General features: G+C 35.1%; 23 protein-coding genes and 1 pseudogene. 8 read left to right on the top strand and 16 right to left on the bottom strand.

The genetic code is table 11. The features are described from left to right. Positions 1–11: 11 nt before the first annotated feature. Entirely contained in the window at positions 12–1,061 is a 1,050-nt protein-coding gene (locus tag M1V25_RS02310; protein ID WP_498842317.1) for a recombination-associated protein RdgC, read from the bottom strand. 74 nt (positions 1,062–1,135) lie between these two features. Continuing rightward, complete coding sequence (locus M1V25_RS02305; RefSeq protein WP_498842316.1) at positions 1,136–1,936, bottom strand: outer membrane protein assembly factor BamD; 801 nt, start codon at positions 1,934–1,936, stop codon at positions 1,136–1,138. Between the two features lie 88 nt (positions 1,937–2,024). Between M1V25_RS02305 and rluD the strand changes: the two genes are divergently transcribed. Beyond that, the gene (gene rluD / locus M1V25_RS02300; protein WP_498842315.1) at positions 2,025–3,122 is read left to right on the top strand and encodes a 23S rRNA pseudouridine(1911/1915/1917) synthase RluD; all 1,098 of its coding nucleotides are present in this window, start codon (positions 2,025–2,027) and stop codon (positions 3,120–3,122) included. A gap of 147 nt (positions 3,123–3,269) precedes the next feature. On the opposite strand, the gene leuS is transcribed toward rluD, so the two are convergent. From leuS to M1V25_RS02260, 8 genes and pseudogenes are all read right to left on the bottom strand, one after another. Further along, positions 3,270–5,672, bottom strand: a complete 2,403-nt coding sequence (leuS, locus tag M1V25_RS02295; RefSeq protein ID WP_498842314.1) for a leucine--tRNA ligase — start codon at positions 5,670–5,672, stop codon at positions 3,270–3,272. 5 nt (positions 5,673–5,677) lie between these two features. Further along, a complete protein-coding gene (locus M1V25_RS02290; protein WP_498842313.1) occupies positions 5,678–6,013 on the bottom strand; it encodes a class I tRNA ligase family protein in 336 nt (111 codons plus the stop codon). Positions 6,014–6,123: 110 nt separating this feature from the next. Next, positions 6,124–6,455: pseudogene (locus M1V25_RS02285) on the bottom strand (transposase); the annotation flags it as partial. After that, a complete protein-coding gene (locus tag M1V25_RS02280; protein ID WP_420810612.1) occupies positions 6,422–6,550 on the bottom strand; it encodes a transposase in 129 nt (42 codons plus the stop codon). The pseudogene M1V25_RS02285 and the gene M1V25_RS02280, both read right to left, overlap by 34 nt. After that, positions 6,502–6,768, bottom strand: a complete 267-nt coding sequence (locus tag M1V25_RS02275; RefSeq protein ID WP_498842372.1) for an IS1/IS1595 family N-terminal zinc-binding domain-containing protein — start codon at positions 6,766–6,768, stop codon at positions 6,502–6,504. Before M1V25_RS02275 ends, M1V25_RS02280 begins: the two co-directional genes overlap by 49 nt. Positions 6,769–6,835: 67 nt before the next feature. Next, positions 6,836–9,073, bottom strand: a complete 2,238-nt coding sequence (gene parC / locus M1V25_RS02270; RefSeq protein ID WP_498842312.1) for a DNA topoisomerase IV subunit A — start codon at positions 9,071–9,073, stop codon at positions 6,836–6,838. Between the two features lie 118 nt (positions 9,074–9,191). Further along, positions 9,192–11,147 carry a bifunctional tRNA (5-methylaminomethyl-2-thiouridine)(34)-methyltransferase MnmC2/FAD-dependent 5-carboxymethylaminomethyl-2-thiouridine(34) oxidoreductase MnmC1 gene (gene mnmC / locus M1V25_RS02265; protein ID WP_157966583.1) on the bottom strand — a complete coding sequence of 652 codons (1,956 nt, stop codon included), beginning with the start codon at positions 11,145–11,147 and terminating at the stop codon, positions 9,192–9,194. 1 nt (position 11,148) lies between these two features. Beyond that, positions 11,149–11,571, bottom strand: coding sequence for a hotdog fold thioesterase (locus M1V25_RS02260; protein WP_116963681.1), 423 nt, complete (start codon positions 11,569–11,571; stop codon positions 11,149–11,151). A gap of 337 nt (positions 11,572–11,908) precedes the next feature. On the opposite strand from M1V25_RS02260, the gene M1V25_RS02255 reads away from it, so the two are divergent. Beyond that, complete coding sequence (locus M1V25_RS02255; protein ID WP_116963680.1) at positions 11,909–13,180, top strand: MFS transporter; 1,272 nt, start codon at positions 11,909–11,911, stop codon at positions 13,178–13,180. Continuing rightward, complete coding sequence (locus M1V25_RS02250; protein WP_116963679.1) at positions 13,158–14,024, top strand: response regulator transcription factor; 867 nt, start codon at positions 13,158–13,160, stop codon at positions 14,022–14,024. The genes M1V25_RS02255 and M1V25_RS02250 overlap by 23 nt, the downstream gene beginning before the upstream one ends. On the opposite strand, the gene M1V25_RS02245 is transcribed toward M1V25_RS02250, so the two are convergent. The 3 genes from M1V25_RS02245 to M1V25_RS02235 all read right to left on the bottom strand — a co-directional run bounded on the left by M1V25_RS02245 (position 14,021) and on the right by M1V25_RS02235 (position 15,305). Further along, positions 14,021–14,422, bottom strand: coding sequence for a hypothetical protein (locus M1V25_RS02245; RefSeq protein ID WP_116963678.1), 402 nt, complete (start codon positions 14,420–14,422; stop codon positions 14,021–14,023). The two genes, M1V25_RS02250 and M1V25_RS02245, sit on opposite strands and share 4 nt — an antisense overlap. A gap of 143 nt (positions 14,423–14,565) precedes the next feature. Beyond that, on the bottom strand, positions 14,566–14,868 hold the full coding sequence (locus M1V25_RS02240) for an RnfH family protein (RefSeq protein WP_116963677.1): 303 nt from the start codon (positions 14,866–14,868) through the stop codon (positions 14,566–14,568). Continuing rightward, positions 14,868–15,305 carry a type II toxin-antitoxin system RatA family toxin gene (locus tag M1V25_RS02235; protein WP_116963676.1) on the bottom strand — a complete coding sequence of 146 codons (438 nt, stop codon included), beginning with the start codon at positions 15,303–15,305 and terminating at the stop codon, positions 14,868–14,870. The genes M1V25_RS02240 and M1V25_RS02235 overlap by 1 nt, the downstream gene beginning before the upstream one ends. 74 nt (positions 15,306–15,379) lie before the next feature. Here M1V25_RS02235 and smpB point away from each other — a divergent pair, with 74 nt between their 5' ends. Beyond that, entirely contained in the window at positions 15,380–15,868 is a 489-nt protein-coding gene (gene smpB, locus M1V25_RS02230) for an SsrA-binding protein SmpB (RefSeq protein WP_498842311.1), read from the top strand. Between the two features lie 5 nt (positions 15,869–15,873). Next, positions 15,874–16,656, top strand: a complete 783-nt coding sequence (gene ttcA, locus M1V25_RS02225; RefSeq protein WP_498842310.1) for a tRNA 2-thiocytidine(32) synthetase TtcA — start codon at positions 15,874–15,876, stop codon at positions 16,654–16,656. Between the two features lie 3 nt (positions 16,657–16,659). Here the strand turns inward: ttcA and M1V25_RS02220 are convergent, their stop codons facing one another. Next, positions 16,660–17,238: a hypothetical protein gene (locus tag M1V25_RS02220; RefSeq protein ID WP_157966582.1), complete on the bottom strand. Its 579-nt coding sequence runs from the start codon at positions 17,236–17,238 to the stop codon at positions 16,660–16,662. Between the two features lie 275 nt (positions 17,239–17,513). On the opposite strand from M1V25_RS02220, the gene M1V25_RS02215 reads away from it, so the two are divergent. The 3 genes from M1V25_RS02215 to fabF all read left to right on the top strand — a co-directional run bounded on the left by M1V25_RS02215 (position 17,514) and on the right by fabF (position 20,338). Continuing rightward, positions 17,514–18,593: a beta/alpha barrel domain-containing protein gene (locus tag M1V25_RS02215; RefSeq protein ID WP_498842309.1), complete on the top strand. Its 1,080-nt coding sequence runs from the start codon at positions 17,514–17,516 to the stop codon at positions 18,591–18,593. Between the two features lie 141 nt (positions 18,594–18,734). Then, positions 18,735–18,971 carry an acyl carrier protein gene (gene acpP, locus M1V25_RS02210; RefSeq protein WP_116963671.1) on the top strand — a complete coding sequence of 79 codons (237 nt, stop codon included), beginning with the start codon at positions 18,735–18,737 and terminating at the stop codon, positions 18,969–18,971. 113 nt (positions 18,972–19,084) lie between these two features. Next, positions 19,085–20,338: a beta-ketoacyl-ACP synthase II gene (fabF, locus tag M1V25_RS02205; protein WP_116963670.1), complete on the top strand. Its 1,254-nt coding sequence runs from the start codon at positions 19,085–19,087 to the stop codon at positions 20,336–20,338. A 22-nt stretch (positions 20,339–20,360) separates the two neighbouring features. On the opposite strand, the gene M1V25_RS02200 is transcribed toward fabF, so the two are convergent. Both M1V25_RS02200 and queA read right to left on the bottom strand, forming a co-directional pair. Continuing rightward, on the bottom strand, positions 20,361–20,867 hold the full coding sequence (locus tag M1V25_RS02200) for a hypothetical protein (protein ID WP_498842308.1): 507 nt from the start codon (positions 20,865–20,867) through the stop codon (positions 20,361–20,363). 10 nt (positions 20,868–20,877) lie between these two features. Beyond that, the gene (queA, locus tag M1V25_RS02195; RefSeq protein WP_116963668.1) at positions 20,878–21,891 is read right to left on the bottom strand and encodes a tRNA preQ1(34) S-adenosylmethionine ribosyltransferase-isomerase QueA; all 1,014 of its coding nucleotides are present in this window, start codon (positions 21,889–21,891) and stop codon (positions 20,878–20,880) included. Positions 21,892–21,907 lie beyond the last annotated feature (16 nt).

Raw genomic sequence — 21,907 nt, 5'->3', positions numbered from 1 at the left:
TATAGACCCTTTTACTTATCGACTTGATCAAGTGTAGTATTAGTATTTAATACATGAGTCATATCGTCCTCTTTATCCTCTCCGTCCCAAGGTGTATAATCATCAGCAATATCAGCTGAAATAACTGTTTGTTGAGTATTAACTTTATCATTATGCTCTACACTTTTACTTTCTTTAGCAAAAATTTGCATAAGAAAGGTAATAAACTCTCGTAAAGTCTCTGCCATAATAATAAAGTCTGCATCAAAGCGTTCGGTTTTTGTTTCAGAAACAATATCACTTGCCTTATCTTGAATTATCTCAAGAAACTTTAAGGATTTAATCATAAATTCATCATTGATTACAAAACTCAATTGATCTTGCCAGGAAAGTCCAAGCTGAATCACTTCTCGTCCTGACGCAATTAATGACAAAATATCCTCAGTAAATAAATTCTGACGCTGACAGCGAATAATTCCTGAAGCATCTTTGTTATCTTGCAGCACACATTGATCTTCAATCGTTAACTCCTGGGGATATTGATTGGTTTGCAACCATTGTGTTAACAAGATCGAAATGGGTAATATTTCTGGAATGCGTATTTTCAAACTTCCCAAAGCTTTACGCAAATTCACAGTCAACAGCTCTGCTTTTTTAGCCGAAGAAGCATTGACAACTAACCAGCCAGAAGATGTATCGATATAAGCATAAATCATACTATTTTTGGTAAATGCTCGTGGTAACAAATTTTGATAAATCTCTTCTTTTAAGGTATCCTTTTCTTTCTTTTTAACTTTGCGTGATTCTCTTAGCTCAATTTCTTCGACCTTTTCATCCAAAATTTCTTTAATTACACCAGCAGGTACAATTTTCTCTTGAATTTGAAATGCTATCATCATAAAACCACTTGCTGCATGAATAATCGGAGCATCTCCAGCTAAAGGCGACACCCAACCCATTGAAAGAGGTGCACTTGTTGAGCATGGTACAAAAGCATGTTTGGTTAGCTGTTTCTCTACTTCTTCAACGCTTAACTCAAATTTTTCTGTGAACTGAAACAATGCTAAATTCTTAAACCACATTTTCTTACCTTTTTTTTACTTATCTGAATCAATTACTTCTCTGCCTTTAAAGGATAGGCTGTAAGTACTTTAACTTATTTAAAAACCACCGTTGGTCGCTTAGCTGCATCTTCTAAAGATTTTAAATATGCATTATTTGGATAGTTTGTTTTTAATACTTCCATCGATTTTTCTGCTAACATCGGTAGTTTTAATATATCATAAGCACGAATGATCAATACCAATGCATTTTCAATAGATTTACTTTGCGGGTAACTCTCAACCACAAGCTTAGCGCGGTTAATTGCTGCCACATAAGCCTCATGGTCAAAATAAAACTTGGCGATATTATATTCATATTCCGCAACCACATTGTTGATATGCACCATTCTACGCTTTGCATCGCCAACGAATGAACTTTCTGGATCTAACAGTACTGCACGCTTTAAATCATTAAATGCTTGGATATAAGCAGATGGATCATGTTGGGCCATATCATAAGGCAATCTGCGTTGCAAAAATCCACGACCATTATCGTAATTGATCACTCCCATCATATAGTAGACATAGCCCAAATTTTTAGAAGTAGGATAGGCTCTTAAAAACTGTTGAGCCAAACCTAATGCCATTTCTGATTGACCATCTTCATAATAAGCGTAAATAAGCTCAAGATTTCCCAACTCAGAATATTTTTGAAAAGGATATTGAGAATTTAATGAGCGAAATGTATCGATCGCTTTATAGTACTCACCATTTTTAACTTGTTCATGCCCTTTAGCATAAATATACTCTGCACTTTCACCTTGATAAGGTAAAGGCTTGTTTGTGGTGGTAGCACACGCTGAAAGCAAAGCAAACACACCAAGACAATACATCCTCAATAAAATCTTTTTCATTTATTTTCCTTTGATTCATTACCGCCTTTGTCATTTATTGTTTACAATAATACCCAGATTAAAAGGCGTCTTTTATAGGATTTTACTTGTGTCACATCATACCGTATTTAAAAATATTCATCAAAATGTTATTGCACCAGAAACACTAGCTGGAAAAAGACTTGACCAATGTTTATCCATCCTATTTAGAGACTATTCACGTTCACAATTACAAAAATGGTTAAAACAAGGCGATATTCTCGTAAACGGTGAACAACGTAAAGCTAAAGATAAAATTATCGGCGGTGAAGAAATTACTCTTAATACACAATTAGAACAACAAAACAACTGGCAAGCCGAGCCAATAGCACTTGATGTTATTTTTGAAGATGATCATATCATCATTATTAACAAACCAGCTGGTCTTACTGTCCATCCAGGAGCTGGAAACTATTCTGGGACTCTATCCAATGCGCTACTTGCACACGATTCTGCTTTTTCAACACTACCAAGGGCAGGTATTATTCATCGATTGGACAAAGATACTTCAGGCATAATGGTTATAGCTAAAAGTCTTAAAGCTCATACTTCGTTAATTGAACAATTAACTAAGCGACAAGTAAAGCGTGAATATGAAGCAATTGTAACAGGATATATCACCGTTGGTAGTACCATTAAAACAAAAATAGGTCGAAACCCTCATAACCGTTTGAAAATGGCTGTAACACCAACTGGTAAAGAGGCAATTACTCATTTTGTAGTACTTGAGCGTTATCGTGGGCACACGCGAATTAGATGTAAACTTGAAACGGGTAGAACTCATCAAATTCGCGTACATATGGCGCATATTAAAGCACCTCTTGTAGGTGATCCTATCTATAACCCACGTTTAAAACTGGTTAAAGGCTTATCAGATGAAGCACAAGAAGTATTAAAAGCTTTCAAACGTCAAGCACTACATGCTTATAAACTTGCCTTTATTCACCCTGATACTGAAAAGCATATTGAGTTTATTGCCAAACCACCTACAGATCTACAAAATTTAATTAAAACGCTCCGCTACGACGCTCAGCAATTGTACAGTTATGATGAAGATGACTTTAATGATAACTATTTTGACTTTGTTGATGACTATGAAGATTATGACGACGAGGAATATGATAACGATGATGACAACGATTTAGATCAACTAAGGTTTGAATATTAATAATTAGGCAGTGTTGTCATCTAGCACATCCCTTTTTATAATCTCAAATCAAAAATGACGAAAATTGATGTACATTGCAGGAATTCCAACTCAATAAAGACAGTTAAAGCAGGAACGCTAAAGTAAAACACTGCCAATCTATCTATATCAAATAACAATATTAATTATTTTCCCAGGAACATGTATAAATTTTTTGATTTCTTGACTTTTTATTAACCTTTTAATTTTTTCTTCACTTATAGTCTTTTGTTTTATGGTTTCATTATCATCTTGTGAATCAAAATCCATGTGTAGTTTTAACTTTCCATTTATAGTAATTGGGTATGTAATAACTTTAATGTCTAGATATTGATCTTTGATTTCAGGATAACTTTGGTCAACGATGTAATCATTCTGTTTAAGAGCTTGTTGCCAAAGTTCTTGTGATATATACACAGCAAAAGGAGAAACAGCGATAAGTAAATCCTTCAGGATGTGAGTACTATGGCATTTAATGGCAGTTAGTTCATTGACACAAATCATCATGGCGCTAATAGCTGTGTTATAGGAGAAGCGATCTATATCGCTAGCTACTTTTTGCAACATAGTATGCAGGATATGCAACTCATGATGTGTTGCTGCGTTATGACTAACTATAAGCTCTCCTTTATCATTATAAAACAAGCGCCACAGCTTATTGATAAATTTGCTGACACCTTCAATACCATTTAACATCCAAGGTTTTGACTGCTGTATTGGACCTAAAAACATTTCGTAAATTCTAAAGACATCTGATCCAAATTGTTGAATTATATCGTCTGGATTGACTACATTGTATTTTGATTTAGACATTTTTTCTATTGTCCAATCGCAGTAAAAATGTTTACCATCGTAGATAAACTTACTGTCTTTATTTTCATTTCTCCATGTTTTAAATTCTTTAATATTGAGAGAGTCATCTGAGTTAATATATTTAATATCAACATGAAGTTTTTGAACGTCATAATTATTTTTTAACTCACTTGAAACAAAAGTATTTTCTCCTTTTATACGATAAATAAAGGATGATCTTCCTTGGAGCATCCCTTGATTAATAATTTTTTTAAAAGGTTCAGCAAAGCTTATAACTCCTATATCATATAAAAAAAGATTCCAAAATCTTGAATATAAAAGATGTCCCGTTGCATGTTCACTGCCACCAATATATAAGTCAACTTGATCCCAGTAAGAACTGTCTTCGCTGTTTACAAGATGGTTTTCATTATTAGGTGACATATATCTTAAGAAGTACCAAGTTGAAGCTGCCCAGCTTGGCATTGTAGTTAGTTCATATTTAAATTTACCTTTATACAACCACTCTTTAGCACGACCTAAAGGTGGTGTTCCATCTTTTGTTGGAAGGTAGTTATTTATCTCTGGAAGTTCTAAAGGGAGTTCAGATTCTTTAATAGCTTTAGGGATGCCATCTTCATAATAAATTGGGATCGGTTCACCCCAGTATCTTTGACGACCAAATATTGCGTCACGCAATTTGAAATTAGTTTTTTTCTTTCCAATCTTTAAATTGCATAAATATTGGCATATTGATTCGTTTGCTTGATAAGTAGACATTCCATTTAAGAAGTTTGAATTTATTATTTTATTTGTGTTTTTATCTAGTACATCAATAAAATTTAAGTCATATTTTTTTGCTAACTCGCTATCTCTTGCATCTTCACTTGGAACTCCCATTACAACTCCCGTTCCATAACTTGATAGAACGTAGTTTCCAATCCAAATAGGTATTTTCTGGTTATTTGCAGGGTTTATGGCATATTTACCAGTAAAGATTCCACTTATTTGGTTAAGATTAGAAACTCTTTCTAGCTCGCTATCTTTGGAAGTTTTTTCAACATACTCATTTACTTTTAACTTATTCTCATTTGTTATAAAGCTTTGCAAAGATGGATGCTCTGGGGAAATGCATAAAAATGTTACGCCAAATATAGTTTCAGATTTAGAAGTATATATATCTATCGTTTCACTTGAGTTGTCAATATTGAAATTAATTACAATACCTTGAGATTTCCCTATCCAATTTTTCTGTGTTTCTTTTAAAGATTCTGGCCAATCCAGAGAATTTAAGTTAGATAGCAAACGATCTGCATATGCTGTTATTCTCATCATCCATTGTTTCATCTTCCGTTTTTCTACCGGGTGCCCCCCTCTTTCAGATACCCCATTAATAACTTCATCATTCGCAAGTACAGTTCCTAGTTTTGGACACCAATTCACTGTCGCATAAGACAGATAAGTCAGTCTATATTGCATAAGGATTTCTGATTTTTCAAGTTCAGAAAAATTTGTCCAATCATTTGCTGAGAAATCAGCAGCATTATTGTCCTTAGCTGCATTAATTCCAAAAGAACCACCTTTTTCAAAACATAAAATTAAATCTTTTATGTCTCTAGCTTGATTTTTTTCTGTATCGTACCAAGAATTAAATAACTTAATAAAGATCCATTGAGTCCACTTATAGTATTCTTTATCTGATGTTCTAATTTCTCTAGATTTATCAATGCACAGTCCCATTCTACTTATTTGGGAATTAAAGTTACATATGTTTTCTTCAGTTGTTTTTTTGGGTTTTGCCCTGTCTCTATTGCAAATTGTTCTGCTGGCAATCCAAATGAGTCAAATCCCATAGCATGCAAAACATTATATCCTTTCAAGCGTTTATAGCGGCATGTAATATCAGTAGCAATGTATCCTAGAGGATGTCCAACATGAAGACCGCTACCAGAAGGATATGGGAACATGTCAATGCAATAAAATTTTTTCTTTGTAGAGTCGGGGTGAACTTTATATACATTGTCATCATTCCATTTAATATTCCATTTTTTCTCTATTTTTCTATAGTTAATATATCCCATTAATTAAACTCCCAAACTCAAATTAAAGCAAAATAATAACACACAGAGATTAGTGTAACTAGTACACCGTCTCATTAATTTTGTCAGGCAGATGAGACCTTAGAGCCTGTTCAAAGTCTCTGTGCTATTAGCCTAATGAAAGCAAGTACAACCATTTGCAAACTGGTATTATTTTTTCTTTCACAGTTTTTCCATAAACGCCGACATTTTTCTAATCAAGCAAAAGAGCGTTCAACCACCCAACTCTTTGGGATCACAGCAAACTTATGCAGTTCACTTCGTTTAGCTAATTTGTTGTAATATGGATAGCATGCGGCAAGCCTTGTGTATCCACAGCAATATATCGCTTAATTCCAGAAACTCTTTTACCTGCGTCATAACCTTTATTTTCAGCAGTATCTGTATTTTTCACACTTTGCGCATCCACAATACAAAAGCTAGTTCTCTTGGTGCTGTCTTTTTTCTAGCACTTAAAAGAATGGGTTCAATTACTGCAAACTGTGCGCGTGTAATATCAATGGGATAGCGTTTTCGCATTTCAACTCCCCACTTTTGGAATTTAAAAACGTAGATTTTAGCAAATTAAAAAAATTTTTGAACAGGTTCTCAGGCAGCCGACCTAGTGCTTTATATTCAAGTTGAAAGTATTTGCCACAATTTTGACAGGGATATCTTTGTGCACCATTTGGACTAGATTTCAATTGGTTCTTACCTGCTTTAACTGTTTTTATTGAGTTGCAATTCCTGCAACGTATATCAATTTTTTCTATTTTTGATTATAAAAACAAATGCGCTAGATGACAACATTACCCACTTTTTAATCTATAGCACAATCACCCGATCAACATTCTGAAACCCACGAGGGAGGAGCTTACCCCTTGTTGCCCGCTTACCTTCATAATCCTTTAAATCAGAAAAGCTTAAACGCATATGGCGTTTACCTGAGAAGATAGTCAATGTTTCACCTTTAAGAACAACTGCAACAAACTTAAGCATTTCGCCTGTTGCAAGATGACTTGGCATATTAATTAAGCGATTGCCTTTACCTTTAGTTAAGTTTGGGATCTCTGATTTCTTTACTGCCAAAAGCCTGCCTTGATTAGAAATAGCAACAACAAAGGCATCTTCATTTTCTTTAATATTAACAGGAGGTACAATGCGATCATCACCTAGTGTAATCACCTGTTTACCGACTTTGCTTTTGGTGATAAGACCTTCTGATTGTGCTAAAAAAGCATTGCCCGCACTTGAGGCAAAAAGCACTTGATCATCAGTCCTCACAAAACTTAAACCTATTATTGTCTCATTTTTTTCTAATTTCAAATGTCCAGTAATTGGCTCACCTTGCCCTCTTGCTGAAGGCAGATCTGTACTTAGTAAACTATAAACTTTACCTAGGCTTGAAAAAAATAAACAAGGTTGATTAGTTTTACCCACACTAGAAGCAAAGTAGCTATCGCCCACCTTATAACTTAAACCTTCAACGTTTACTTCATGCCCTTTAGCAACCCTCACCCAACCTTGCTTAGATAAAACGATAGTTACGCTTTCCACAGGTTGCAAATCAGAATCTTTGAGCGCTCTGGCTTCAGGGCGTACAATTAAAGCAGATTTACGTGCATCTCCATGCTTTTGCTGAACAAGTTCTAGTTCCTTCTTAATAAGCGTTTTAAGCTTAGCTGGATCATCTAAATAACCCATTATCACATCACGCTCTATTTCTAATTCATGTTTTTCCTTTTGAAGGGCAATTTCTTCAAGCTTAGCCAAATTACGCAAGCGTAAATTCAATATTGCTTCTGCTTGTGCATCTGTAAGTTCAAAGCGTTTTTTAAGCTCATCTTTTGGATCATCTTTATAACGAATAATGGCAATGATTTCATCAATATTTAAAAATGCAATCAAAAAACCATCTAGGATGTGTAATCGCTCTAATATTTTATCCAATTGAAACTCTAAGCGTTTAGTTGTTACTTGTGTTCTAAACTCTAACCACTCAGTTAAAATTTGGATTAATGATTTAACTTGAGGTTTGCCATTTAGACCAATTATATTTAAATTAATACGATAGCTTTTCTCTAAATCGGTTGTTGCAAACAAATGACTCATCAGCAGATTTGTATCAATACGATTGGATCGTGGAACCAGTACAATTCTAACAGGGTCATTGTAATCTGATTCATCTCGAATATCACTTAACCACGGAATTTTCTTACCGTGCATGTGAGATGCAATCTGTTCAATCAACTTAGCACTAGACACCTGGTGTGGCAAACGTGTAATAATGATATTTCCATCCTCAACATGAAAAACCGCACGTAGTTTAATGCTACCTGTGCCTGTTTCGTAAATTCTTTTTCGCTCTTCAAAAGGGGTAACAATCTCAGCACCACCTGGATAATCTGGTCCTGGAATATGATCCATCAATCCATCTAAATCATGATTTTTATCCGCTAGTAAATATAAACATCCTTGTACTACTTCATTTAAATTATGTGAAGGGATATCCGTTGACATTCCAACTGCAATGCCCATACTCCCATTTAACAATACATTTGGTACTTGTGCAGGCAATATCTTTGGCTCCTGAAGCGTACCATCAAAATTTGTGGTCCAATCAACCGTACCAAGTTTCAATTCGCTTAAGAGTACTTCTGCATACTTTGATAGCCGTGACTCAGTATAACGCATTGCTGCAAACGATTTTGGATCATCTTGAGATCCCCAGTTACCTTGACCATCAATAAGAGGATATCGATATGAAAAATCTTGTGCCATAAGCACCATTGCCTCATAACAAGCACTATCACCATGTGGATGATATTTACCCAACACATCCCCTACGGTACGCGCGGATTTTTTATGCTTACTTAATGCTGATAATCCAATTTCGGACATTGCATAAATAATCCTTCTTTGCACAGGTTTTAGACCATCACCAATATGTGGTAGTGCACGATCTAAAATCACATACATGGAATAATTTAAATAAGCTTGACGCGTAAATTGGCTAATGGTTTGCTTTTCATTATCCTCAAAAGATAGACTTAACTGATCCATATTCTCATAGCTTAGACATAGAACTCTGCCTAATCATAACAAATGGATGCTTATAGGTCACGGATGATTTGTATAGAGTATAAAATAAGTTTTCAAAAACTATAATATGTAGAAAAAACTATCTTTGCTTCAATTCTCTTACCCAAAATCTAAGCGGATGCAACGCTTCAAGTAAATGATTTGCCAACGCAAAATGACGACCATTTTCGATCAAACAAGCTAGAATTTTAGAACCATAAATCATTGAGCATAAACCTTTAGAACCAAAAGCACTTAGTACATATAAACCTGTTAGATACTGTGGCTCTGGTAGTGCTTTTAAAATCATGCCCTTTTGCAGTTTATGGTAATACTGTTGATAAAATTCATCGTAACTTGCAAGCGCACCTATTATTGGTACATGATCACTTGTCACACAGCGAAGCCCTACTCTATTTGTGATAATTTCTAAGCTGACATCATCACTATTTTTAAATACGTTTTGTAATTGTAGAATATTGCTTTGATCATCTTCATTTCGCCTATCTCCAGCTAAATCAATATTATCGCGAAAACTTGCACCAATCAGCTGCACGTTATTATGAATGGGCAAAAAGTAACCTTTGTCTAATAAAATTGTTTTATTTGCTAATGCAGGTTTTAACAATGTGATTTGTCCATAGGAAGGATAAACTTTAAGTTTTTGTAAAATTTCCAATGTATTTATCAACGAAGCATTACCAGCAAATATTACTTGTTGATAGTAATTTGTTTTTTGTTCAAAGACTAATTGCCATTTGTTACCGTTTTTCAAACAATATTTAAGTTTATGTTCTAAAAACAGCTGTAGTTTTTCACTTGCATGATTCATAAGAGCTTTACATAACGAATAAGGATTTACCATCATCGCAGTTGGATAATAAGCACATGGATATTCAATATTTATACTTGCAATTTCTGAGGCATAAGTTTTATCCACAAGCCGTAGAATCCTTGGATCAACTGCACGCTTTTTGACAATATTGCTAAAGCGCAAATAGGACTTATCGTCACTCAATAACTCAAGCGCGCCACATTCAATAAAATCAATCTTAGCCTGATGCTTTAATATATACTCTCGTGTAGATAAAAAGCCCTGCGTATGAAATATGTCTGAAACATTCGCATCAGCAGTAAGATAAGGTTTTAAGATGCCATAAGGATTACCTGAAGCTGCTTGTGCAATGTCTTTTTTTTGCTCATATAAATGAACCTCATACCCTTTTTGTGTTAACTCATAAGCTACAGCACAACCAGCCATACCTGCGCCTATAACAGCAATAGGGTTATTTTTATTAGTTTTTACATAAGGCTTAGAAAAATAAGGTTTAATACGATTTATAGGGTTTTTATGAATGTCTTTAACAGTTGCTGTAAGCATTTCACGCTTATAAGCAAAACCTTTTTGCTTTTTTACTTGAAAACCATTATTTTCAAGTGCGCGTTTCACAAAACCTGCCGCACTAAAGGTTGCTAACGTTGTCTTAGCATGACTTAAACGATAAGTTTCACTAAAAAGCGCATCACTCCACATATCAGGATTTTTAGATGGGGCAAAACCATCTAAAAACCACGCATCAACCGAGGTATCAATTTTTGCAAGTGACATTGCAGCATCACCTATTAACAAATTAAGGCTGATATTTTCAGCAATTGTTAATAAAGTTTGTCCTGTATAAAAAATTTCTGGATAACTTGCTATTAAGCTCCTTTTTTCTTGTTCTAAGCTTGACCATAAAGATAATGATTGGATAAGATCAGATCGGGTTAATGGGTATTTTTCACAGCTAATAAAAGTGAGTTTTGCAGATTTAGGGGCTACCTTATGCCATAAAGAAACTAATGCTAAAAAATTTAATCCTGTCCCAAAACCTGTTTCAGCAACAATAAAATGAGCATTATCTGTTAAGTTTTCGAAGCGCTCTCTAAGGCGATTGCCTTGCAAAAACACATATTTGCTTTCCGCCAAACCATTACTTTTAGAAAAGTAGACATCACCGAATTCAGAAGATATAGGTTCTCCTGTAGCTTGCCAGCTTAATTTAGCATATTGCAAATTAGCGATCCTTAACAGCCATTGTTAAGCGATTGATTGAAATTAAACGATTTTGCTCATCTTTTATCTCAATTGCCCAAACCTGTGTCGTGCGTCCGATATGATGTGGATAGGCTTTAGCCGTTAATATACCAGAAGTAGCAGGTCGAATATGATTAGTGTTGATGTCTAAACCTACGCAATATTGCGTAGTTAAATCCACTGCATAATTTGCAGCTGTACTGCCTACCGTTTCAGCAATTGCACATGAAACCCCTCCATTCATAATCCCAAGTGGTTGCTTATGTTTCTGCTGAAGTGTTATTTCTGCAAGCAAATAATCATTACCTAACTCAGTAAACCGAATGCCTAATAAATCTGAAAATAAACCTTCACCACGCTCATTTATTTGTTTGATTGTTACTGACGTTTTCCAAATATTCATTCTCTATCCCTTAATGACTCTATGTTCTATAAACCTACAACACTACATGATTTGAACTTAAATTGTTTTAATCAAAATATGATTTGAAAGCTTACAATCCTTAAGCTGAAACATTGTTTGCAAAAACAACAAAAGAATCGCAAGATGAATTATTACATAGTTGAAGATATTTGGAAAAAGATTTGTGAGCAGCACTCCCTTATTAAAATTTAATTATTAGATTCCTTGTTACATTCGCTTCAAATTAAATATATTTCAATACAAGAAATGAAATACATATTTTCATGGTTCTGGGTGACAATTATGCTATCAAGGTGATAGTGAAGGATGAAGTTTGGTGATAGAGAAAAAAGCACTGGTTATTGCTCTTGGAAACGGGCTAGAATTTTATGACTTTATGCTGTATGGAATTTTGGCACCTATTTTTGCCCCTCTATTTTTCCCACATGATAATCATTTTATCAGCTTATTAATGGCATATACCTTAATTGCGGTAGGCTATATCATTCGACCACTTGGAGTGTTCTTATGGGGGCATATAGCAGACAAAAGAGGGCGAAAACCTGTTTTAATAATCACAATTTCACTAATGGCAATTTCAGCAACGATTATAGCAATACTACCAACCTACAATAGTATTGGCATGATAGCCCCATTAATTTTATTAGTATGCAGAGTAACTCAAGGGCTGGCATACGCTGGTGAAATGCCAACTTCAAGAGCCGCATTATACGAAATTGCACCATCTGGTCAAAAAATCAGATACACAAGCTATTCTGAAATTAGCACAGTCACTGGAGCGGTTACTGCGTGCTTAATCGTTCTGTTATTCACGTGGATAATGCCTCAATCAATGTTTCAAAATTGGGGTTGGAGAATACCTTTTGCCATATCAGTAGCAATAATTATCTATCTTGGTTACATACGTAGTATAGCATTAGAAACACTACCTAAAATTAATCATAAAGTCACAAATTTTCCAGTATTTAGTGCTCTTAAATACCAATGGAAAAGTGTTTTAAGAATTATGCTAATAGAATCACCCTTAAGCATCTGTTTCTATACATTGACATTTTACTTGCCAAATGTTTTGCAAGACTTAATGGGTTTCTCAATTTTAGGATCGTTAACATTACTTTCTATTTCTTTAATCATATTGCTATTGTTCTTGCCGTTGATGATTAAGATTGCGAAAAACTTACATGTTTTATATCAAGTTGGTACAGCTTTGATGGGAATGTGTTTAACAAGTTTTTTAGCATTTAAATTTGTTCAATCACAATCAATTTGTGGAATTATTATCTCAATGATCTCTATATGCTTTTTCCTTTCGATGTATTTGCCAAAGTATGCTTTACTTGTTGCAAAACAAAGTAGTAATCACTTACGAGCATCAACAATTGGGCTAGGTTTAAATATTGCAATTGCAATATTTGGAGGAACAACGCCTATGGTTAATACGTATTTACAATCAACTCTTAATATATACTACGCTCCAAGTCTGTATTTATTGATTATGAGCGTTATAGCAATTTTTATCATTCGTTCTGTTCCACAAGTTAACAGTGAAAACTGGGAGAACAATTATGCTTACCAATTCAGCCAGTAATGTACCAGCAGAAGTTCGTAACTTTACTATGCCTAATCATGAACCCTTAAGTGAAATATGTGCACCTTTATGGAAGAGTTCCCTAATATCCTACTTTACCTATGCCAGAATATTTGACGATGGGTTTTGTATTGATTTAACGACCTCAGATGACAAAACCACGCCGATATCTGCTTCAAAAGAATGGATTTTATACTTTTATCAAAACCGTATGCATGAAAAAATTGCTGGTCGCATGAAATTGGGAATTAATTACCTAAGAAAATTAGAAAAGGAAATATCTCAGTCAGAAACTCTATCCACACAGTTATTTGATATTGGTAATAAACTTGACCTAGTGAGAAGAGGAAACGGCTATTTTGACCAGTTTTGTTTTGGATGTAGTAGTAAAAATTTCGATCAAGTTTCTCATTTTTATATATACCATCAGGATGAATTATTAAAATTTGCATCATATTTTCAATCTGCGGCAGAGAAAATTATACTAGACGCATATAGCCATAAAATCGAACTTCCTAATTACATTACACCCACATATAAGCTAGAAAGAAAATATCATAAAGAACTGCAAGCTGAGCGACATAAATTAAGCCTTACAGCAAAAGAATTTGTCTATCTTCTATTATATGCAAACGGTTGCAATCGCCAACAAATGGCTGAAATGATGAACGTTACTATAAAATCTGTTGATTACCATATTTCAGAAATTAAAAGCAAAAACAATATTAGCACAAGAAAAGACGCTAACGTAATTGTAAGAGAACATGGATGGCAAGACCTTGTGGGATTTTTTTTTAACTATATCCCTAAAGCAAAACACAAAGTAAAGCACAAGTTTAACTAACAAAAATCAAAAGTTGGATTTATTTTATCAAAAACAGGGTATGCTGGTTTACCCTTTAATATCTCCCTATAACTTGAAGTTATTAGAATACTATCACTTTCTATATGCCACAGCGCAATGAGTTCTTGCCCTGTAGGTTCAGCTGCCTCAATTGTATATTTATTATCTAGAATGTAAATAGCTCTTAAACCACACCCATCTAATTGATTTTTTAACATAGCTAGCTGGCTTGTTGTTTTAGCAATATAAATTGGTAACATCAACTCCACATTAACTTGTTGAACTATATCAACAATTCCATACATGTAAGTGCTGTCATCTTCTGCGATAACAATTGCATCATAATCATTTAGACGTTTAGTCAACAGAAATTTTAAATCATCTTTATTACTTGACATATCGATCTCCCTACATGAAAGTATTTTTTATATAGGAAGTAATTATAAAATTAAAGACATTATGTTAATTTAGGAGTAAATACTAAATTTTCTTATTTTATTTCTTCTTTTGTGTTACATACATAATAAATCAACCTTATTTTTTATGCCCCAAACAACTTTAATCCCTCTTTTTTGCGTTTTTCTTCGGCACGAATTCTACGTGCTTCTTTTGGATCAATGGTTAATGTACGATAGATTTCAACTCTATCACCTTCTTTTAACCTATGCCCCAACTCAATAATTTCTGAGAAAATTCCCACTGGTTGTGTTTTTAAATCAATTTCTGGAAAATCCTTTAATACGCGAGTTTGTTCAATGGCATCTTCTACTGTTGTACCCTCAGTCAACTCAAGCGTATATCGCTTTTGTATCGTTTTTGTTGCATAAACAAGTTCAACTTTCATCAATCATCTCCATAAACAACTTTTGCCCTTTTACAAAAGGCATCTAACATTGTATTTGCTAAAGTATTAAACACAACACCTAAAGCTAAAGCAAACACCTTAGAAGAAAATTCAAATTCAAGGTTTAAAGTCACTTTACATGCCTTCTCATTTAACGAAGTGAAGTGCCACACACCCAATAAACGCTTAAAAGGACCCTTGATTAAACGAATTTTTATCTCTTGATTTTTGATCATATCGTTATGTGTGCCAAAATCTATTTTCACCCCACCCTTAGCAATTTTAAGTGTCGCTTCAGCTTCATTTTCAGTATGTTTATGCACTTCAACTGATTGGCACATTGGTACAAATTCAGGATAACGATCAATATCGTTAACAAGATCATACATCTCTTTTGCGCTATATTCAACTAATGCCGTGCGATGAATTATTGGCATATTATTTCTCTTATGTCATGAGTTCATGTTAAAATCTCGGCTATTGTAACGCTTACCCACAAATTTGCAAAACAATGGCAAAAACAAAAACAAAATCAAAATCAACAGCAACTGACAACGTCATTGCCAAGAATAAAAAAGCTTTTCATGATTATATCATCGAAGAACGCTTTGAAGCAGGTATCGTTCTTCAAGGCTGGGAAGTCAAAAGCATTCGTGCAGGGCGCGTGCAATTGATTGATAGCCACATTCATGTTAAAAATAATGAAGCTTGGCTTTTTAATGCACTGATTACACCCCTTAATTCAGCTTCAACCCATGTGGTGCCTGCCCCAAGTGGTACTCGCAAACTTTTGCTACATCGCCGAGAAATCAATAAGCTACTAGGCAAGGTAGACCAAAAAGGCTATACCGTAGTACCTCTTTGTATGTATTGGCAAGGATCACGCGTTAAACTGGAAATCGCGATTGCCAAGGGGAAACAACTGCACGACAAACGCCAAGCATCAAGAGAGCATGATTGGAAACGTGAAAAAGAACGATTATTTAAAAAGAGTATCTAGCCATCATGACTGCCGTTGAGAAAAAACTTCATTTTTACATTACTAAAGCGATTGCTGATTACAAAATGCTAAAACAAGATGACAAGGTGATGATTTGCTTATCTGGTGGTAAAGACTCCTTTAGCCTTGTTAAAATCATGCATGATCTTGTTCAACGTGGCATTTATGACGTCCACCTTCTTGCTTATACTTTAGATCAAAGTCAACCTGGATGGGACGATAGTAAAATGCGTAATTATCTTGAAAAGCATAACATTAAATATGTGATTGAAAAACGTGACACTTATTCAGTTGTAATTAATAAGGTACCTGAAAATAAAACCTATTGCTCATTATGCTCACGCTTGCGTCGCGGCAACATCTATCGATTTGCACGCGAAAATAAAATCGATAAAATCATGTTAGGTCATCACCGTGACGACGTCATTGAATCAGTTTTAATGTCGATGCTCTATCAAGGCAAAATAAAATCCATGCCACCTAAACTTCTCACAGAAGATAAACAAAATGTTGTTATTCGACCAATGGTTTACTGTCAAGAAAATGACATTGCACGTTTTGCTAAAGAACAAGATTTTCCAATTGTTCCTTGTAACTTATGTGGCAGCCAAGAAAACCTAAAACGTAAGCAAGTTAAGCACCTAATCCATGAGCTTGCCAAACAAAACCCAAAGGTTCCGCAAAATCTATTTAGTGCATTGAATAATATCGTACCTAGCCACCTATATGATAGTAATTTGTTTGATTTACGCGAATGCGATCAAGAACGCATACCATTGCCAATTTAAATCTCAAAAACGAATAACAAACTTTACCGTAAAAACCACACCAATATAAGAAAATTCGGCTCCAAAATTTTTATACGTATAATCGATATAAAGCTCAGGAATAGGTAAAACAGGCAAATATTTTGCAAAGTCAGACATCCGTTCATCATAACCAGATATTAGTCCTAAACGATAGCCAATGTTAATCTGATTGTTCTGCGATAGCTGGTCAGTATAAATATTACGTTGTACACCAATAACAAATGCGCGATCATTAAATGAATTCAAAAGTGTTCCCATAAAAATACTATTGTACACCCCCCCAATTAAGTTATTTGACCAGCGATCATCAGATCGACTTGCAGGGTTAAAGTGCCAGGTAAACATACCCAAATAAATGCCATTACTTGGTTGAGCACCTTTTAGGAACTCCCAAAATGATGTACCTTGTTGCGATTTGCTGTCACTTTGATCATCACTATTTGTATTGTTTTGCTCAACGTTAGCAGTGTTTTTTGAACCCACTCCCTCTGACTCAAGGACTGTTGCCGATACACTATTTGAATGCCTAGTTCCAGCTGCTATCGTCAGTCCATTGGACATAAAAAACAAAATTATCAATAAGCAACACTGTATGCTTTTTTTCATCAATCCTACCGTAATTATAAATTATCAACCGTAAAAAATGGATGTGGCATCTTCTCAAAATGAATATAAAAGGTCAATATTGTAACTTAGATTTCAAATTTTAAGGTATGAGCTAAAGCGATTGATTCAATTTATTTTTGGATTACTACTTGTTATTTTTTGACTACACACTTCCTTTTTTCTATAACATTCTCTACCATAAGGTAAATCTAGTTAAGGTATCTAGTAGTATGCTTCACCCGACTTACAATATTCACAAGTCTTATGATGAAAATTATCAAAATGGTCCCATGTGCGATTTTGAAATCCCAAAGAGAGTTAAACTTAAGCCTATCAAGCTCTGGGGATATGAGATCAACTCCCCAATTGGCGTACCAGCAGGTCCCTTACTAAACTCATCATATATTAAACTTTATGCAGCACTTGGTTTTGACTTACCAGTTTATAAGACTGTACGCACGGTTGAGCGTAAAGCGCATTTAGCACCAAACTGTCTTATGGTCAAAAGTAATAGACAACTAACCGTTGATGATATTGGTAACAGCATCTATCCATTTGATCATGAACCTCAAACTACACAAGAAATTGCGATTACAAATTCTTTTGGTATTCCAAGTAAATCAATTGAAATCTGGCAAGCCGATATCGAAAAGGCCAACAGATTTATGGCAGATGACCAACTGATGATTGTTTCATGTGTTGGCACCCCCAGTGAAAATAGAAACTTTATTGATGACTTTGTCTTTTGTGCACAGAAAGCTGTTGAAGCAGGCGCCAAAGCAATTGAGCTTAACTACTCTTGCCCGAATGTTGTTTCTAAAGAAGGTAGTATTTATCAAGATCCAGTACTGTCAGGTGCCATCTCTAAAGCTGTTAAAAAAGCAATTAAAGATATCCCTCTTATGATTAAAATGGGCTATATTGCCAACGAGTACCAAGTATTAGAAATATTAAAAGCCAATGCGCCTTTTATTGATGGAGTTTCTGCAATTAATACCATCTCAATGCAAGCGCGTAACAAAGATGGCTCACAAGCCTTACCAGGTGAAGGACGCTTAAATAGTGGGATCTGTGGCAGTGTTATTAAAAACCTTGCTCTTGAAATGACAAAACGTATTCATAAAATACGCAAGCAAAATAAGTTTGATTTTGTGCTGTGCAGTGTCGGTGGAATCGTCAGTTTAACTGATATAGATGATTATTTACAAATAGGCGCTGATATTGCAATGAGTGCCACAGGTGCAATGTGGAACCCACTGCTAGCATATGAATGGCAACACCAAAAAAGTCAACTACATATAAAAATTTAATCCTTATGTGCAGAATTTTGTTGTAAGCTTATTGCAAATAAGGCACATTTCTCTACAATGTCTACTCGATTGTGGCACATGCCAGAACTTCAAGACAGTTAATAATTTTATTAAGCAAAAATAAAAAACTAAGGAAATAAAATGAGCGATATTCAAGAAAAAGTAAACGCTATTATCGTTGAACAGCTAGGTGTAAAACCTGAGGATGTAAAAGCAGAAGCCTCTTTTATTGACGATCTAGGCGCGGATTCTCTTGACACTGTTGAATTAGTGATGGCTTTAGAAGAAGAGTTTGATACTGAAATTCCTGATGAGGAAGCAGAAAAAATCAAAACTGTGCAAGATGTTTATAACTATATCGAAGCACAAAACAAATAAAAGGCTTATTCATAAGCTAATGCATTGACGATAAATCAGCATTAATCGCAAGAGTAATGCTGATTTTTTTGTTTGTATACTTTGTATAACTACGAAACTTGGATAGATGAGTTATGAAATCAGCAAGACGTGTTGTTATTACTGGAATGGGGGCAATAAGTCCACTGGGTAATGATGTTAAAAGTACTTGGGATGCGATCTTAAAAGGACAAAGTGGAATTGATAAACTGCCTGAATTTGACCTTGAAAGCGGTCCATCCATTTCAGAATTCAAGGTCACCATTGGTGGGACAATCAAAAACTTTGATCCTTTACAACACTTAGACAAAAAAGAGCTTAAAAAGTACGATCCTTTCATGCAATACGGTCTTGTTGCAGCTGAAGAAGCTTGGCAAGATGCGAGTATAACCGTTACCGATGAAAATTGCCGCCGAATTGGTATTTCGATGTCCTCTGGTATAGGTGGTATTGGGACGCTAGAAGAAACTCGTGTTATTATTGATCAAAAAGGTCCAAGCCGAATTTCTCCATTTTGTATTCCAGCTACTATCATCAACTTGATCTCTGGTAATTTCTCAATCAAACATAATTTACGTGGTCCTAATACTGCAATTGTCACTGCATGTACGACAGGCACACATAACATTGGTATTGCAGCACGCATGATTGCTTATGGTGATGCCGATGTAATGATCGCAGGTGGCGCAGATAAGGCGAATACAGCAATCGGGATAGGTGGATTCGCCGCAGCACGTGCACTTTCTACTCGTAACGACAATCCTAAAGCTGCTTCTCGCCCTTGGGATAAGGATCGTGATGGTTTTGTGCTGTCTAATGGTGCCGCAGCTGTGGTCTTAGAAGAATATGAACATGCCAAAAAAAGAGGTGCTAAAATATATGGCGAACTTATTGGATTTGGCATGAATGCAGATGCTTTCCACATTACCAACACTAGTGGTGAAGGCGGCTATGAATGTATGAAGCTTGCATTAGAGGATGCGCAAATCAATCTAGATCAAGTGCAATATATCAATGCCCACGGCACTTCAACACCTGCAGGCGATGTTAAAGAAAGCCAGGCAGTTGAAAAGTTAATGGGAAATCACGCTAAAAATATCGTTATGAGTTCCACCAAGTCGATGACAGGTCACATGCTTGGGGCTGCTGGTGCTATTGAAGCGATTTTCTCATTACTTGCAATTCGTGATCAAGTTGCACCTCCAACTATTAACCTAGATAACGTCGATGAAGGTTGTAACTTAGACTATGCTGCACATGAAGCAAAACAAATGAAAATTGATATTGCAATGTCGAATTCATTTGGTTTTGGTGGCACAAATGGTACGCTTGTGTTTAAAAGGCTCTAAATAACACTAGTCTAGTTACATGTTATTTTTCTTTGTTAAGCAACACTTCATTTTGAAGACTTATTTTCTCTAACGATAAAATCATTTTATTATTCTGCTCTAATATAAGCTGATTCTGCTGTGCTTGCTTATATAATAGATAAAATATGTATTGTTCGGGCTTTGATAAATTATGTGCGTTTTGATCGACCTTTAAAAACATATTATATAACTCGGATTGAATCGCCTCTATTTGACTTTCATTACCAACCATAACAGGATAATTTATCTGTGCTTTATCCGCTATTGCAACAGGATTTTCTGGCATAATCACTTGTGGTGCTTTTACACCTCTTAGTTGTTGATCAAGAGATAAAGATTCGTCACCTGCCGAGATCACTTGCATTTGAGCATGGCTTTGTGTGCTATCACTAATAATATGCTCATTTTTAGACGATATTGTCGTTTCAGGTAGAGTTTCAGCAAACAAACTAGCTATCAACCCAAATGACACCATAAATGAAAAAACCTGAATTTTTCTGCTTTCCATGAATTTACTATCAATAAATAAACATAGCATCACCATAACTATAAAAGTGATAATTGTCATCTATTGCATGGCGATAGGCCTGTTTTATCATATCGGTAGAAGCAAAAGCACTCACTAACATAATTAAGGTTGATTTTGGTAAATGAAAATTCGTCACCATAGCATCTACAACATGAAAGTTTTTGCCAGGGTATATAAAAATATCACTCTCACCATAAAATGGCTTTATTTCGCCTGATTGAGCTGCTGATTCTAATGAACGCACTGAAGTTGTTCCCACTGCAATGACACGCTTACCATTGGCCTTTGTCTTTCTGACAAGCTCACATATTGATGATGGTACATTGATTAACTCACTATGCATAACATGTTCATAGATGTTTTCAGCTTGAATGGGCTTAAATGTGCCTGAACCCACATGTAACGTTACATAAGCAGTTTCAGCGCCCTTTTCTCTGATCGCTTTTAATAAAGCTTGTGTGAAATGAAGTCCTGCCGTAGGTGCTGCTACTGAGCCTAACAATTTACTATAAACCGTTTGATAACGCTCAGCATCAAAACTTTCATCTTGGCGCTTCATATAAGGAGGCAATGGTATATGACCATGCAGATTCATTAACTGCCACACATCACTATCGTGAAGCTTAAGCATATAAAGTCCATTTTGCTTGTTCAGTACCTGAGCTGGTACATCTGCGATCAAAATTTCGGATCCTATCTTAAGTGCTTTATTGGCACGGATATGAGAGATAAAAATTTGATCATCTATTATTTTTTCAATTAAAAATTCAAGTTTAGCACCTGTTGACTTTTGACCAAACAAGCGTGCTGCCATCACTCGAGAATTATTAAAAACAACTAAATCACCTGCTTCAATATAATGAATAATCTCAGTGAATATGTGATTACTTAGCTGACCTGTCTGTCGATCAAGTACCAAAAGCCTGCTCTGATCACGCTCTTTTGCTGGGTAACGAGCTATTAGCTTTTCCGGTAAATCATAATCAAAAATATCTGTTTTCATATAAAATATATTTATT

Origin of the sequence: Candidatus Nebulibacter yamunensis, assembly GCF_024208055.1 — a bacterium.
Classification (GTDB): Bacteria; Pseudomonadota; Gammaproteobacteria; order Francisellales; family Francisellaceae; genus Caedibacter; species Caedibacter lacustris.
This window is presented reverse-complemented; position numbering and strand designations above follow the sequence as displayed.